This window comes from Allocatelliglobosispora scoriae (genome assembly GCF_014204945.1).
GTDB lineage: Bacteria > Actinomycetota > Actinomycetes > Mycobacteriales > Micromonosporaceae > Allocatelliglobosispora > Allocatelliglobosispora scoriae.
The window spans coordinates 90,900-105,836 of the sequence record NZ_JACHMN010000001.1 but is presented as its reverse complement, the minus strand read 5'-3'; the positions used below and the strand labels follow the sequence as shown (position 1 = coordinate 105,836).

At 68.2% G+C, this 14,937-nt stretch carries 14 protein-coding genes; 5 read left to right on the top strand and 9 right to left on the bottom strand.

What is annotated here, in order from left to right:
- Positions 1–17: 17 nt before the first annotated feature.
- Positions 18–350: a hypothetical protein gene (locus F4553_RS00435; RefSeq protein WP_184830712.1), complete on the bottom strand. Its 333-nt coding sequence runs from the start codon at positions 348–350 to the stop codon at positions 18–20.
- 592 nt (positions 351–942) lie between these two features.
- Here F4553_RS00435 and F4553_RS40460 point away from each other — a divergent pair.
- The 3 genes from F4553_RS40460 to F4553_RS00420 are packed head-to-tail and all read left to right on the top strand — an operon-like array spanning position 943 to position 3,228.
- The gene (locus tag F4553_RS40460; RefSeq protein WP_312875047.1) at positions 943–2,049 is read left to right on the top strand and encodes a radical SAM/SPASM domain-containing protein; all 1,107 of its coding nucleotides are present in this window, start codon (positions 943–945) and stop codon (positions 2,047–2,049) included.
- On the top strand, positions 2,046–2,660 hold the full coding sequence (gene tmk / locus F4553_RS00425) for a dTMP kinase (RefSeq protein WP_184830708.1): 615 nt from the start codon (positions 2,046–2,048) through the stop codon (positions 2,658–2,660). Before F4553_RS40460 ends, tmk begins: the two co-directional genes overlap by 4 nt.
- A gap of 4 nt (positions 2,661–2,664) precedes the next feature.
- On the top strand, positions 2,665–3,228 hold the full coding sequence (locus tag F4553_RS00420) for an endonuclease/exonuclease/phosphatase family protein (RefSeq protein WP_184830705.1): 564 nt from the start codon (positions 2,665–2,667) through the stop codon (positions 3,226–3,228).
- A 29-nt stretch (positions 3,229–3,257) separates the two neighbouring features.
- Here F4553_RS00420 and istB read toward each other — a convergent pair whose 3' ends face one another.
- The 3 genes from istB to F4553_RS00405 form a co-directional block, all read right to left on the bottom strand.
- Entirely contained in the window at positions 3,258–4,073 is an 816-nt protein-coding gene (gene istB / locus F4553_RS00415; protein ID WP_184830703.1) for an IS21-like element helper ATPase IstB, read from the bottom strand.
- Positions 4,070–5,338 carry an IS21 family transposase gene (gene istA / locus F4553_RS00410; RefSeq protein ID WP_184830701.1) on the bottom strand — a complete coding sequence of 423 codons (1,269 nt, stop codon included), beginning with the start codon at positions 5,336–5,338 and terminating at the stop codon, positions 4,070–4,072. The genes istB and istA overlap by 4 nt, the downstream gene beginning before the upstream one ends.
- Before the next feature lie 336 nt (positions 5,339–5,674).
- On the bottom strand, positions 5,675–6,238 hold the full coding sequence (locus tag F4553_RS00405) for a class IV adenylate cyclase (RefSeq protein ID WP_184830699.1): 564 nt from the start codon (positions 6,236–6,238) through the stop codon (positions 5,675–5,677).
- 198 nt (positions 6,239–6,436) lie between these two features.
- Between F4553_RS00405 and F4553_RS00400 the strand changes: the two genes are divergently transcribed.
- Both F4553_RS00400 and F4553_RS00395 read left to right on the top strand, forming a co-directional pair.
- Positions 6,437–7,696: a helix-turn-helix domain-containing protein gene (locus F4553_RS00400; protein ID WP_184830691.1), complete on the top strand. Its 1,260-nt coding sequence runs from the start codon at positions 6,437–6,439 to the stop codon at positions 7,694–7,696.
- On the top strand, positions 7,693–8,223 hold the full coding sequence (locus F4553_RS00395) for a flavoprotein (protein ID WP_184830689.1): 531 nt from the start codon (positions 7,693–7,695) through the stop codon (positions 8,221–8,223). The genes F4553_RS00400 and F4553_RS00395 overlap by 4 nt, the downstream gene beginning before the upstream one ends.
- Before the next feature lie 162 nt (positions 8,224–8,385).
- On the opposite strand, the gene F4553_RS00390 is transcribed toward F4553_RS00395, so the two are convergent.
- The 5 genes from F4553_RS00390 to fxlM form a co-directional block, all read right to left on the bottom strand.
- Positions 8,386–9,135 carry a thiopeptide-type bacteriocin biosynthesis protein gene (locus F4553_RS00390; protein WP_184830687.1) on the bottom strand — a complete coding sequence of 250 codons (750 nt, stop codon included), beginning with the start codon at positions 9,133–9,135 and terminating at the stop codon, positions 8,386–8,388.
- A gap of 13 nt (positions 9,136–9,148) precedes the next feature.
- Entirely contained in the window at positions 9,149–10,222 is a 1,074-nt protein-coding gene (locus F4553_RS00385; RefSeq protein ID WP_184830685.1) for a lanthionine synthetase C family protein, read from the bottom strand.
- Complete coding sequence (locus F4553_RS00380) at positions 10,219–12,957, bottom strand: lantibiotic dehydratase (protein WP_184830683.1); 2,739 nt, start codon at positions 12,955–12,957, stop codon at positions 10,219–10,221. The genes F4553_RS00385 and F4553_RS00380 overlap by 4 nt, the downstream gene beginning before the upstream one ends.
- A 69-nt stretch (positions 12,958–13,026) precedes the next feature.
- Complete coding sequence (fxlA, locus tag F4553_RS00375) at positions 13,027–13,176, bottom strand: FxLD family lanthipeptide (RefSeq protein WP_184830681.1); 150 nt, start codon at positions 13,174–13,176, stop codon at positions 13,027–13,029.
- Positions 13,177–13,190: 14 nt separating this feature from the next.
- The gene (gene fxlM, locus F4553_RS00370) at positions 13,191–14,426 is read right to left on the bottom strand and encodes a methyltransferase, FxLD system (protein WP_184830679.1); all 1,236 of its coding nucleotides are present in this window, start codon (positions 14,424–14,426) and stop codon (positions 13,191–13,193) included.
- Between the last annotated feature and the right edge of the window lie 511 nt (positions 14,427–14,937).

Sequence of the window (14,937 nt, the reverse complement as noted above, 5' to 3'; positions counted from 1 at the left end):
GGCCGATGTCGAATCGATCATCGCGCACCGGAATCGGTGCCGACTGCCGTCGGCGCCGGATGCGCAAGCCAGAGTGTCCGGAACGTCATGGATGCCGCTACGAACACCACCGCACGGGCGACACCCCGCATCACGTCGCCGCGCTGCTCCTGCGGAACGTCTTCCGGGACGAGTACGGGTCGCAGTCTTCGCACCTGCTCCCAGACGGTGCTCTCCGCGAACTCCGCGTCGACCTCGACCGCGCAGGTCGGGCACTGGTACCTCCGGTACACCCGGACCACCGGCAGCATCGGGTCGTCACCAGGGCATCGCAGCAGCCCGGCAAGGGAGTAGGCCCCTGCGCCGGTCATCGCGACATCGCATCGACGGACTTCTGGCGGCCCTGATCGGACCGGCCAGGCACGGGCGGCCGAGCCCGGCCCGGAAGGTGAATCTTGTTTTCGTTCGGCATCTCGCCCCCTGTGGTAGTCGCGGTGTATGGCGGCGCATCCGCCGTCGGTCGGTCGCACGCCGTCCTCGTCGGAGTGGCGGGCCAACGCGGCGCGGAAGCCGCCGCAACAGAACGCCGGATCTATTGGGCCTTTTCAAAGCGATGTCGGCCATAGCGGCCGTCCACATTTGACATTCCTGCGACACGCAATTCCTTCTGAGGAATGCGGTCACGATGCATTTATGCAGCAAGAGGCGGATGCCATTCGGAGCACGGAAAGCGGTGGCACAATAGCCGCGCATGGCGGGAAGGACCAGCCGGGTGACAAATGCGTTTGATGGTCCAGCCATGTCAGCGGATTGTCGGAATCCGCAGTCGAGCCTGTCCGACATCACTTTTCAGCGGATGTACTCGACGTGTCACGACGGCATGAGCGCTGCCGTCCGAGCCCGGCTCGGGCGTCTGGCCTGGTCGTCGCGTCCACTGAGATGGCTCTCTACCCGGGAGAACGCGTGAAACCGCTGATCGTCGACACCCACGCCGCGTCGTGCTACTTCCGTACCAGTGTCGGCGGCGACGGCCGTAAAGCGCTGGTGCAGGTCACCGAGAGGTGCAACCTGCATTGCGCGCACTGCTTCGTCTCGTCGGTGCAGGCGGGCAACGACATGCCCGTCGGCCGGTTCACGGGCACGGTCCTGCCCCGCCTGCTCGATGCCAGGGTGGAGCGGATCACGCTGACCGGCGGTGAGCCGTTCGAGCACCCCGACCTCATGGCCATGTGCCGGGCTGTCGTGGATGCGGGTGTCAGCCTGGGGATCTGCACCAACGCGACCCTCGTCACCGACGACCACATCGCCGCTCTGGTCGCGATGGGGAACGTGCACGTCAACGTCAGCCTGGACGGATTCCGGGACGAGAGCCACGGCAGGTTCCGCGGCGACCGGTCATCCTTCGCAGTCACGGTCGCCACGGTGCGGCGGTTCGCCGCCGCCGGGCTCCTCAAGGGGCTGCTGTCGACGCCGAACATGCTCACCCGGGCCGACGAGTTCGCCGACCTGTGCGAGTTCGCCGTCGAGGTCGGCGCGGAGTACATGCTGACCAACCCTCTCAGCTCGTTCGGGCGCGGGGTCAAGAGCCAGACCCGGATGGCGGCCGACGCCGAGCAGATGCGGGCGATCACGGCGGTGACCGAGCGGTTCGCCGACCGCCTGGACCTGGTGCGTATCCGGTTCCCCAACGACGACGCCAAGCCCCTGGGCGGCTGCGACGCCGGCAAGCTCCTCTACGTCTACACCGACGGCGACGTGGCGTCGTGCCCGTACCTGGACTTCGCGGCCCGGACCCCCGCGTCGCCGTACCCGGCCGACGAGTTCATCATCGGCAACATCAACGACGGACCTGTCACCACCGCGCTGGACGGGTACTCGTTCCACGACCGGTACACCGTCGGCACCAACACCACCTGCGGCGGATGCGCCCTCAACACGGCCTGCGGAAAGGGTTGCCCGGCGGCGGTCATCTCCCGCGGCGGGCACGTCGGCGACCTCGACGACGAGCAGTGCCCGGTCGCGCCGGCGCCCGGCTGGGAACCGCTGCCCGTGGCAGCGGTGGCAAAGTGACTGCGCAGTTCGTCGTGGTCGAGGGCCCGAACGGGGTGGGCAAAACCACGGTCGCCCGTCTGGTGGCCGCCCGCCTCGACGGGGTCGACGGGCATCCCAGCCTGCTGACCACCGAGCCCACCCGCAGCCCTCTGGGCGACCTCCTGCGCCAGGAGGAATGGTCGCTGCACGGGCGGGCCTTCGCCCTTGCTCTGGCGGCGGACCGAGCCGACCACGTCGAGACCGTGATCATCCCCGCGCTCGACGCTGGCATGCACGTGGTGTCCGACCGGTACGTCCAGTCATCCATGGTCCTGCAGCGAATCGACGGTCTCGACCTGGAGGAGATCTGGGGCTACAACCAATACGTCCTGCAAGCAACCTGCTTCTATCTGGAAGACCGGCCGGAGGTGATCGCAGGAAGGCTCGCCGGACGCCGAGCACTGACCCGCCTCGAACTCGCCGGCAACCCACAAATCGAACTCGACTACTACCGCGACGCCAGGGCGTTTCTCGCACAGCCCGACCACAGTTGGGTGCAGTATTCGATCGACTGCAGCGACCGCACTCCCGACGACATCGCCAGCGAGATCCTCAGCCTGCTCGCCGCAAACACCCGCATGGAGGGCTGATCCGGTGCAGATCACCACGCTCAACATCCAAGCCGCGGGCCTGGCCCGCGCCCAGCAGCTACTGGGCTGGCTGGACCAGCGTGACGACGACGTGGTGATCCTGACCGAGACCAGCCACGGCCCCGGCACCGCACATCTGCTCACTCAGTGCCGAGCAGCTGGATGGTCGGTCGTCGCCTCCCCCCACGCAGGGGACCGGGGGTGCGCGATCGTGTCCCGGCACCCGCTCGTCCCGGCCGAAGACATCACAACCGGGATCAGTCCGCGCTGTCGGGCAGCGGCATGCCGCCTGGACACCGAACCAGCGATCGCCGTACTGGGGGTTTACGTACCGTCCAACGACCGCAGCCCAGCCAAAGCGGAGAAGAAGCGAAGCTTCCTCGACAGCGTTTTAAGGGCGGTTTACCGCCTGCCGACGACCGACCGGCAAGCCCTGATCATCGGCGGGGACTACAACCTGATCACCCGCGACCACCAGCCGCCATACCCCGGCGTGTTCACCAACGACGACTACGCGTTCCTCGACGCCATCGCCTGTCAACGCTTCGGGAAAGTTGAGCAGTCCTGAGTCCGGGAAAATTGACCCCCTGCGGGTGGTCAGTTGTTGGTGGCGCGGTTTTCTTTGGCGAGGAGTTCGCGGCGTTGGCGGGTGCGGTAGGAGTCGCCGGTCAGGGTGAGGACTTCGGCGTGGTGGACGAGTCGGTCGATCATGGCTGCGGCGACGACGTCGTCGGAGAATGTTTCTCCCCAGCGGCCGAAGGGGAGGTTCGAGGTGACCATGACGGAGCCGGTTTCGTAGCGTGAGGCGATGAGCTGGAAGAACAGGTTCGCGGCGTCCTGGTCGAAGGGGATGTATCCGACTTCGTCGATGATGATGAGTCGGTAGCGGCGGATCTTCTTGAGTTCGGCTTCGAGGCGGTTCTGCTGGTGGGCGGCGGCGAGGCGGGCGATCCAGTTGCTGGCGGTGTCGAACAGGACGGAGTAGCCGGACTGGCAGGCCTTCATTCCGAGGCCGATGGCGAGGTGTGTTTTGCCGAGGCCGGGCGGGCCGAGCAGGATCACGTTCTCGGCTTTGGCGACGAAGGTGCTGGTGGCGAGGTGGGCCAGGACGTCGCGGCGCAGGGACGGGAGGTGGTCGAGGTTGAAGTCTTCGAGGGTTTTGAGTTGGGGGAAGTGGGCGGTGCGCACGCGCATGACGGTGCCTTTGGACTCCCGGTCGGCGACTTGGCGCTGCAGGAGTGCGGCGAGGTATTCCTCGTGGGACCAGTTCTGATCGCGTGCCTGCTCGGCCAGCTCCTCCCAGAACGCGTTGATGGTGGGGGTCTTCAGGACCCGGGTCAGGTAGGCGATCATGGACGGCATGCCGTCCTTGGTTCCGCCTGCTGGTGGTTTCGGTTTGACGGCTGTGCTCATTCGTTGCTCACTTTCATCGATGGGCTGGTGAAGTCGACGCCGAACAGGGCGTCGTAGTCCGGCAGCGCCCGCATGGCGACGGGGTGCCCGTCGTGGTGGTGGCGGGTGGCTGCCTGACGGCGTTGGCGGTCCTCGGCCAGGGCCTGGCGCATGCGTTCGGCGGTGGCCTTGTGGGCCGGGTCGGTGACCAGGCCTTGCTTGGCCCAGGACCGGTCGTGGCGGGCGGCGACCTGCCCGTCGCAGAACACCGTCACCGTGTTCAGGGACGCGGTGACGTCGACGAACCGGCCGATCATGCGCGGGTCGACGGAGTAGTCGACGGTGTCGACCCGCACGTAGTAATCGCGGCTCAGCCGGATCCGGGTGTTGAGCCCGATCGGCGGGTCGACCGGCGGCAGCGGGACCATCGCCTGGTAGTCGGTCTCCAGCAGGTCCACCGGCCGGCCCTGGACCGACCGGACCGTCCGCGTGTTGGCGCGCGCGAGCCAGTCGGCCAGCTGGGCGTTGAAGTCGGCCGGAGACGTGAACAGCCGGCCGGGCAGGAACGACGTCTCCAGGAACCCGTTGGCGCGTTCGACCATCCCCTTGAACTCCGGATCCCGGCGCGGTGCAAGGCGGATCTGGGTGGCCAGGGTTCCGGCGAACGCCGCCGCCGGCGCCGATACCCGCCCCGTGCCGCCGATCGCGGACTCCCGGTCCCAGACCAGGGTCCGGGGCACCCGCCCGATCCCGCTGACCAGCTGCCACATCCCGGACAGGATGTCGCCGGCCTGCCGCGACGGGATCATCACCGCGGACATGAACCGGGAGAACCCCAACGTCATGACGAGGACCGGCAGCTTCGACCGCGACTGGCCCGACCCGACCGGGACCTTCACCCCGTCCTCGGGGAACCACAGGTCGCACTGGGCGATCTGCCCGGGCTCGTAGACCGTCCGGTCCACCGGATCGATCCCCACGTACTCCGGCCGGATGACCGCCAGCCGCTTACGCAACGGCGCGATCGAGTACGGCCACCTGATCCGCTCCGCGACCACCGGACCCGGCATCCGCGGCCACTCCGCCAGCAAAGCCCGGATCTGCGGCTCGAACGGATCCACCACCGACCCACGCGGCGCACGCTCGTACTTCGGCGGCCGGTCCGACGACAACGCCGCCCGCACCGTGTTCCGAGCGATCCCCAACCGCCGGGCGATCTCCTTGATCGGCACACCCTCCGCCCGACGCAGACGGCGGATCTCAGCCCAGTCCTCCACTTTCAGCACCCTCCAAGATCAGCAGAGGGTCAATTTTCAGCGACTCTCAGGGGGTTAGCTTTCCCGAAGCGGCGACATCGCCGACCTGGGTCTCACCGACGCGCACCGCCAACTGCACCCGGACGACCAACCACACAGCTGGGTCGGCCGGGGCGGCAACGGCTACCGATACGACTACCTGCACGTCGCCACCCAACTCGCGCCACTGCTCCACGCGAGCGCGTACCTTACCGAGACCCGCACCAGTGGACTCAGCGACCACTCCGCCCACAGCATCGACCTCGCCGTCGCCGCGCCCACGCCGACAGGCCGGCCAGAGCGGCTGGCCGAGGCGGGCGCTCTGTTCTAAACGACCGCACGCAGCAGCGAGTCGTAGGTCTGCGTCACCCGCCGCACCGGCACACCCAGATCCTGCACCCAGACGTCCAGCTCCGCCTGCACCGCAAGACTCGACGCATCGGCACTGACGAGACGCTCGACCTCGACGAACACACCCAGACCTTCAACGACGTCCAGGCACACCTGACCGCCGGACCAGCTACCGGTCCGGCGGTATTTCACGATCCGCACCGTCGGCACGTACCCCATCAACAACAGCGCCTCATGCATCGCGGCCCGGTCCGCGACGACAGTCTCCTGTTCCGCGCAGTCCAGCTCATTGACCAGCGGTGTCTTCACCGTGAACAGAACCCGACCTGCCTCGGTGCGCAGCCGCGCGAACGCCACGCCGATCTTCGACTGACCATACGACCAGGCCGCAGGCGCGTACGCCTGGTCGTCCTGGGCGACAGCCGACCCCAGCGACACCCCTTGCTTCGCCAGCGCCCGCTCGGCCGCCGCCGCCGGGTCACCACCATCGACTTGGTACTTGACTTCGACCTCACGGGACCGCAATGCATCTGCCAGCATGAACCGAGAGCTTAGGCACCCGCTCACCGCACGTCGTTCGACATGCGCAACTCGATTGTCAGCGGATTGTTGGAACATTGTCGGAACCGCGCTATCGGGATTGCGCCGCAGGCCACCGATCGGATTGGCTGGAGGCAAAATGTCTACTGCGAGCTATTCCAGCAGGCGTGACTGACGATCGGGGCAGGGCGGGACGCAGTGGAAGATCCTAATGAGGTTCAGCAGGCCAGGAAGCGGCTCGGCGCCCGCCTGGCCCTCCTGCGGGCTGCGGCAGGGTTCACCCAGCACACTCTGGCCGCGCAGATCTCCTACGGCCGGTCGACCATCGCGAACGTCGAGGTCGGCAAGCAGAAGGTTCGGCGAGATTTCTGGCAGCGCTGCGACGCCGTCCTCGGCGAAGAGAGCTCCTCGCTGACCGCTGAGCACAACCAGATTGTCGACATGCTGTCCCGCCATCAACAACAGGCCGCGCTCGCCGCCTTTACCGACGATGACCAGCCCGCCGACTGGGACGAGTGGCTGCGGCATTCGATGCTGACGCGAGCGCGACCACCAGGCGAGCTACCGAGCCTGGAGTCGATGGAGTCGGCGCTGAACGGCGGCAACGCCGCCTACCAGCGAGCGCAATACGCACAGCTTCGCGACCTGCCCGCGATGGTGCGGTGTGCAGAGGCACTCGTCGCACACACGCCGGAGTCAGCACGTGCCGCCACGATCGCGACCAGTGTGTACCTGCTGGTCGCGAAGCTGGCGACAAAGCGTGGTGCGGTTGATGTGGCCTGGGTCGCAGCTGATCGCGCGGCGACGTTCAGCCTGATGACACGCCGGCCGGAGCTACGTGCAGTCGCGGCATATCAGACCGCGTGTGCTCTGGCCAAGCAACCCGCACGGGTCGGGGAGGCCGAAGACGTCGCCCTGTCCGCGGCGGGCGCCCTCGCCGCGCACCGCGGGGCGACGACGCCCGGCGCGTTGTCAGCGCGTGGAGCTCTGCTGCTGCACGCGGCGATCGCTGCAGCCCGCCAAGGCCGTCGCGCGGATGCCGAGAAGCACCTCGACGGCGCTGAGACGCTCGCCCGGCAGCTCGGGCGCAACGCCAACGAGCTGTGGACCGCGTTCGGACCAGCTAATGTCGCCCTGCATCGCATCTCCGTCGCCGTGGCCCTCAACGCCACCGCCCACGCCATAGGCCTGGCCGACCGCGTCGACACAGCCGCCCTGCCACCCATGTTGGTGAGCCGACGCGCCCAGTTGCACCTGGACCTGGCCGCCGCCCACCTTCAGACGAAGGCCGATCCCCAGTCGCTGCTGCACCTGCTGGAATTCGAGCGCATCGCACCCGAGGCGATCACCGTCAACCGCGCAGCCCAAGGCCACATACAGACGCTGCTGGGCCGCTGGCGCGCCAGCCAGACCCCGGGCCTACCCGCCCTGGCCGCACGAGCCGGCGTCCAGGCATGAGCACCACTGCACCGCGCCTGGCGTTGGTGGTCTGCGCCGCACCACCGGCCGCCGCCATCGGCGACCTCGCCCGCCTGCTGATGGACGACGGCTGGGTTGTCGACGTGGTCGCCACCGACGCAGCGCGCGAATGGATCGACATGGACACCCTGGTCTCCCTGACAGGCAGCCCGGTCCGAGTACAGGCCAGGCAACCCCACGAACCGAAGGCTCCACCGCCGGACGCCGTGGCACTGGTCCCCGCCACCTTCAACACGATCAACCTCTGGGCATCAGGCGTGAACAACACCGCCGCCCTGGGAATCCTCAACGAAGCCCTATGCGCAGGAACCCCCATCGTCGCCGCCCCCTATGTCAAAGAGGTCCTCACCCGGCACCCGGCCTTCGACCGCAACCTCACCATCCTGACGCAGGCCGGAGCGCGGCTGACAGAAACCGACGCCCTACGCCCAGACGTCGAAGGCGGGCCATACCGATGGCGAGCCGTTGTCGAGCTACTACGTGAAGTCAAACCGCCCCGCCCCTGACGCCCTCGTAACTGAATATTGATGATCTAACACGGCTATCACGCATCCGCGTATCGCGGCATCTGCAGAAATCCCGATCACAGGCTTGATCGAGACTCTCGCTGGTGCGCAAGCGGCCGTTGAAGGATCGACCGATAGTCGACGCTTCTGAACGGCTGGAGCTCAGCGGAAGATGGCTTCTTTGGCCGCCTGAGCGAGGGTGGCCTGGGTGGTGGCGGGCAGGCCGATCCGGTTCCAGTGGAAGAACACGTGCTCTGTGACAACTGCGCGTAGGCCGCGTGTGAGTTTGCCGGTTTCCCGTAGCCCTCGAAGGCTGGTGCCGGTGTTTTCGAAGGCGGTGCGCCAGTCGCTGGTGGTGGCTGTGCCGAGCAGCAGGTGCTGGACGTCGTCGGTGAAGGCTGCCCATATTCGTGGCTCGGGGGCGGGCAGTCGTTCGAGCAGATTGGCGCGTCTGGCCGAGACTCGCGCCCACACGTCGCCCTGCTCGTTGAGATCCAATCCCGCGGTACGCATGAGTGCGGTACAGAGGATGAGGGAGCGTTCCCGACGATCAGCGGGTCGGCCCTGGAGGTAGTTGAGGAGGTGGCGGCTGTCCTGGTGGAAGAGCCTGTGCGCGATGTCCATGGAGTCGGCGCCACCGAAGGCGTGGATCTCGGGTTCATAGATGTCTGCGGTCCAGCGGATCGCGTCGGTGAGCAGTCGGCGTACCGGGTCGGTCTTGGCGCATGCCTCGGTGGCCAGATAGCGGATGCGCCAGAGACCCTTTCGCATGAACCACCATGAGGTGATGAGGCCTGCGGTCTCGGCGTCCGTGAGGGCGTGGGTGAGGTGGGAGATGGCTTGCTGTTCGCGTTCCTGGCGGCTCGGTCCGGGGTAGGCAATGTTGACCTGTTGCCAGGTCGCTGTTTCCACGATGTGCCCTTCGTCAGGCCAGTAGGAGGCAGGCGTCCCAACAGGTCGAGGTGGTGGCTGCGGCGGCGAGACCCGCGCCTGCCCTGCCATCGAGGAATCCGGCAGGTTCGTCGGCGGCGGGTTTGGCCTGGCGGTGCATGCGTGTCAATGAGGTGAGGGGTATCGGGGTGGCTGCGTCGGCGGCGATGCGACGGCCGGTGGCGAGGAGCCCGGCGGTGCCGTGACACAGGCTGCGGTCGGTGAGGCGGCGGATCTGGGCGGGATCGTTCACGCACTGCACGAACGCGGCTTCGGCGAGGTGCTGTCGGCTGGCGTCGTGCAAGGCGACGGCGGCCAGTTGCTGGGCGCGGGCGATGCCGGGGGTGCCGTAGCACCACGACGGTCGCAGCGGATGTCGTTGAGCGGGCGTGCCGCGGTGCAGGTCGTCGAGGGTGAGGGTCTGCGGCCACCAAGTGGTGCTGCCGGTGTGCTGCTGCCAGGTGTCCAGCCACAGGCAGATGCGGGTGATCGCGTCGGTGTGTCCGGTGACGGTGGTGCCGTCGGCGAGGGTGAGCGCGAGCAGGGCCAGTGGGCCGGTGATGCCGTGAGCGATGCCGTGGTTGGCGTGTCCGCCAGCCGGTGGAGGCTGGTGGCGGTAGGGTCCGTTGGAGCACCACCAGCCGGGTAGGCCGTTGAGGGGTTCGGTGAGCCGGACTAGGTAGTTCAGTACCTGGTGGAGCAGGTCTTGGTCGCCGAGGCGGCGCAGGGTGACGCCGAGACCGGTCATCCCTCGGATGAGGTCGTACTCGGCGTAGTGCGGCTGCTGGCGGGAGTCGATACGGCGGTGGGCCGCTTGCAGGCTTCGGCGTGTCACCGTGGCGGTCCCTGCGGCGGCGACCGATTTTGCTGGAGCCAGGCCGGGGTGGTCGGAGGCGGTGAGGACGAATGCGATCGCTGGCGCGCCGTAGAACAGGCTGGCTCCTGCGGCCACGCTGACGCCGCCGGTGGTGGCGTTCCGCAACGCCTCGCGAGCCGCCAACCAGTCGCCGGTCTCCAGGCCCAGGAGCGCGATGCCTGCCGCACCTTGGGCGAGGGACTGCCCTGTCATGCCGGTTCCCGGTTCGTACGGGCGATGGTCCGGACCAGGCGCAGGCAGTGCCGTTCGGAGGCGGTGTCGACGCCGATCATGCGCGCGTGGTGCAGGTGCAGGAGGTCGGCCAACACCTGGTCGGTGTCGAAGCCGTCGTGTTCGGCCAGAGACCGGTAGGCGGCCAAGGCTGCTGCCAGTTCCTCGTCGCGGTAGGAGATCCGGGCGAGATGGAGCTGTGCGGGGTCCAGGCGGGGACCGCTGCGTCGGGGGACGTGATCGGCGAGCCAGCGCAGGCCGTCGCCGGTGAACCCATCGGCGATGGTGATCATTCCGGCGGCCGTGGCGGCCTGCCGGTCGTCGCCGGTCAGCCGGTTTAGGGCGGCGAGGGAGTCTGCGGCGAACACGGTTTCGGCGGCGGCGAGGGTGGCCCCGGTGCCGTGGCGGGTCTCGGGCCGATAGGTGTGCAGGGTGTAGTCCTGCAGGACGCCGTCGGACTCCATATGTTGCGCCCGTTGAGCGAGGCTCCTGGTGATTTCGGCGAAGTTGTCGTTGTCTCGTAGCGGAATGCGCAGGCGCAGGTGGGGTTCGGGGTCGGGGTACCGCAGGAACCACCAGCCCGCGGGCAGCCAGCCAGCGACGCCGGTGAGGATGTCGTCGAGCCGGCCGTACAGGTGAGCCTCCAACCATGGCGAGTGTCCAGGTCGGTGGTGGATGGTGGCTGCGGTTCGCGCCGGCCGGACAGGCGGGGTTGCTGGTGGCTGGGTGTGGGTCATGGTGAGTAGGAGTTCGGCGGGTCGGCCGTCGATCCAGCCGGCCGGGCCGTGGGCCTCGGTGACGACGGTGCGGGGTTGCCGGTCGAGGTGGCTGCGCAGCACCGCCAGGTGGGTGCTGTCGTCGAGGTCCAGGCGCAGCCGCACGTCGTCGTCGCCGACCAGGACTTCCTGCGGAAGCCGGTGGTGGTCGCGGTGTCTCTGCCACGCATCACGCCATAGCGGCCAGGACACAGCCCGGGCGGGGAGATCCGTCCGGTCGATGATCCAGCGGGCGGGGTGCACGATGGTGCGCCCGCGCCGGACGCGCGGCAGGAACGGCAGACTGGTCATCTGTCCGAAGTCGAACGGGGTGCACGGGGCTGTCCACGCCGTCCAGATCTCGGCCAGGAACCGCATCAGCGGCTGCTGGAGGCCGGTCAGCAGCACGGAGTTGAACAGCAGCGGCTCGACCGGCCGTCCACTAGTCAGCGACACCAGCCATAGCCGACGGCCGTCGCCGCACACCGCCAGGTCCGTGAGCGTCGACTGCGGGTCGGGGTGGAAGTCGCCGACGGGCAGGACGGGAAGCAGCTCGGGCACCCTGGCGACGGAGATCATGCGGCCTTCCAACGGCGGGCCGGACAGCTGCACAAGCTCAGCACCCGGCAGCGCGGTTGGCAGGGCCTGGTAGGCGCTGCGGAACGCGGCGAGTTCGGCGGTGGTGAGCAGGTGCAGGAACCGGGCCGCGGCGACCCCGGCGTGGCGGGCCCCGCTGACCACCGTCAACGTGAACGCTCCTCGGTCCAGATCCTGCAGGGTCGCGGCGGCGAGGGTGAACCGCAGCTCGGTATGCGGAACGGGCGGCCGGTCGTCGTCTCCGCGCAGCCGGTTGATCAGCTCGTCGTCGAGGACAACCTCCGCGCAGCCGTCCAGAGCGGACCGCTGCGCGAGCTCAGCCAGTACGCGGTCGCGGGCGGTGAACACCGCTGGGGCGCGGCGTGAGGAGCCCCGGTATCCGGCAGGGAAACCCAGGACGTTCAGGACCTCGCGCAGCGGCACGGCCGCGCCCGGACCCCACCGTGCGATGAACGCATGGTGGTACTCGCTCCACCCGGGCAGGTGCGGAGCCACTGCCACGAGGGCTGAGGCGGCACGGCCCGCCTCGCGGAGCACCGCCGGAGGCAGGGTCACCGAGGCGTCCACACATAGATCGACAGCGACCCGGTCGACGGGATCAGGCAGGGCGTAGTGGCGGGCCACGTGGGCGTTCGGATCCATGGCGGTCATCGCCGGGCGCAGCTCCGACAGCAGCACTCCAGTGTGCACCAGTCCGGCCAGCAGCCGCTCGGCCGCGTCCACACGTGCCGGAACCATTCCGGCGATCCTCGTGGTGAGGTCGGCGAACATGACCGGGGACGCCGCCGCCTGTATCGCCGCCTCGACCGGGCCGGTCAGGCGGAGCTCCACGTCCCACCGGCGATCGGCGTCGGCGCGGGCGCAGGGCAGTACCCACATCCCGCCGCGCCGGTACCCCAGGGAGTTCGCCACCACAGCGACCCTGCGCAGGACGGCCAGGTCCTGCTCGGCTTCCGCAATGTGCTCGGCGACGAACCGTCCGTCGGGGCGGGCCACCTCGTGATGCGCCTCGCCCCAGCGGACCGCCGCGCGGGCACCGAACTCGACCGAGGCCACCCCGGCAAAGCAGCCGAACGGAGTCGCACGAGTCGTCCACCTCAGCAGGTACCGGAGCGTCGACTCCACCAGACGCCGCAGCCGTTGCCGCGGCATCGGCTCGCCGCCCACCGCTCGGGCGATCTGTTCGGCCAGCCGCGGAGCGGCCGACATGACGGCTGGCGCGAACCTGGGCAGCGCCCACGCCACGCACAGCCACTCACGCCACGCTTCGGGTTGGCCGGAGACCAGGTCGGGAGAGATGGGGAAGGTCAAACCGCTCGGGTACGCAGCGGCTCTGATCAGCGCAGCACCAGCTATGGGAATCATGAAACACTCACCAAGATTGCGGGCCCGGCGTGGTCGACGCCGAGCCCGGAAAGGTTTGAAGGACGGTGGCTACTTACTGCCGCCGCCACCCGCGCAGGCATCCGAGCCGGTGTTGCCCGAACCGCAGTTGTCGCTGGTGTCGGTGGCGTACCCGGACGCGACAGGCCCGGCGTCCACCAGGGTGATGTCCAGCGCGAAATCCGCCAGCTGGTCGTCCATCTCGCAGGTCCCTTCTATACGGGGGTGAAGGTGAGGACCAGGCGGCTGTGCCGCTTGTCCACCACCATCCCGGCCGGCAGGTCGCCGTCGGGAGTCGATACGGGTAGAACGTGCAGCACCGGAGGCGGGGTGCCCGCGTCCACCCACGCACGCATGTGCGCCGCCATCCGCCCCGCCGCCGCTGCGGCATCGGACCCGTGAGCGCACGCGCCCAGATCAAACGCACCGTCAGACCACCGCAGCGCGGACCGGTAGGAGAACGTGCCACCGTGCAGCGCGGCAGGCGTACCGAACTGCCACGCCGGGGCGACCACATCGGCATCGATAGCCGCCTGCCCAGCGGTGAGCACCACGAACCGCGCACCGTCACCAGTCAGACGGGACGCCAGCCACAGATCCAGATCCGCGTTCACGGTCTGCGGCGGCAGACTCACCCCGACCCATGTCTGCACCCGTGGCTGCGACAGCAGAGCACCGACCGCCACCGGGTCGACCTGCTGGCCCTCATCCAACCGCAGATGGACGCCATCAGCGATGTCGACGTACCGCATCTCGTGGGCGCCCTCACCCTGCATCGACACGAATCCGCACAGCCGCTGGCTGTGGCTCACCAACCGATCACCGCTGGGGCGCAGCGCCCACGACCGGGTCATCCCGAACACCCGCAGCGGCACGACCAGCACCCCGTCGGCGCTGAGCTGCGCGGTCCACGCCGGCGGGATGTCCCACGCCCCGGCCGTCACGATGATCAGGTCGAACCTGCGGACCGGCTCGACGGGCCGCTCGGCGTCCGCACACACCACAGCGACGTCGTTGTAGCCCGCCGCCGCCAAGCACGCCACAGCACGATCGGTCACGTCCGGGTCGATGTCCATGGTCGTGACCGACCCCGACGGGCCCACCAGCTCGCGCAGCAACGCAGCGTTGTAACCGCCAGAGCCGACCTCGAGAACGTGCCGACCCCGCAGGCCGCCGAGCGCGTCGGCCGCCTGGCCGAGCATCTCCGCGATCAGCCATGCCGCCGACACCGAACTGAGGGTCTGATCACCGCGCCGCTTGGTGATCACAGCCGTGTCGTACTGGTACGCCTCCTCCAGCGACACACCCGGCGTGAACAGATCACGGGGAACCGCCCGCAGCGCCGCCTCCACCTCAGGCCGTAACGCCAACCCCTTCCCCGCCTGATCGGCAATCAGCCGGTCCACCATCGCATCGCGAAGGTCGTCGCTGCTCAGCGTGTCGATACTCATATCGGTCGCGCCCTTCCTTAACCGTCGTGGTCACCCGTCCTGGACGACCAGCACCTTCCGTGATCCATCTGATGACGGACACGGAAGATCTACCTGCTCAGATACCTCGCTCGCCTAAGTCGCCCCTGGTCAGGTGCTTCAGGCACGTGATCAACACCCACGTGACGTTTTCCAACCCTACGAACGCCTGACCTCACCCCAGCCCAGGCACGCAACCCGAAGTTGCGCTACGCTCCAATCACCCGATGCGCCCCACAGGATCCGGACTGAGCTTCCATTGAGCCGCACAGAAGCAGATGTCGGTAAGCCAGACACGGGTACACCGACAATCCTCCGACAAGGCTCGCGCTCCTGTTCCCCCGACGCAGGATTGCCACTACAAGTCAAGATCTTTTTCTGGCTCTTTGATTGAGTCGACTTGTTCGTACACAGCGGCTAACGACCTCCGCACCCCGCTGAATCGACTCCGACGACCAGCCGACACCCAACGGACGGCCGGTCCCGACGAAGC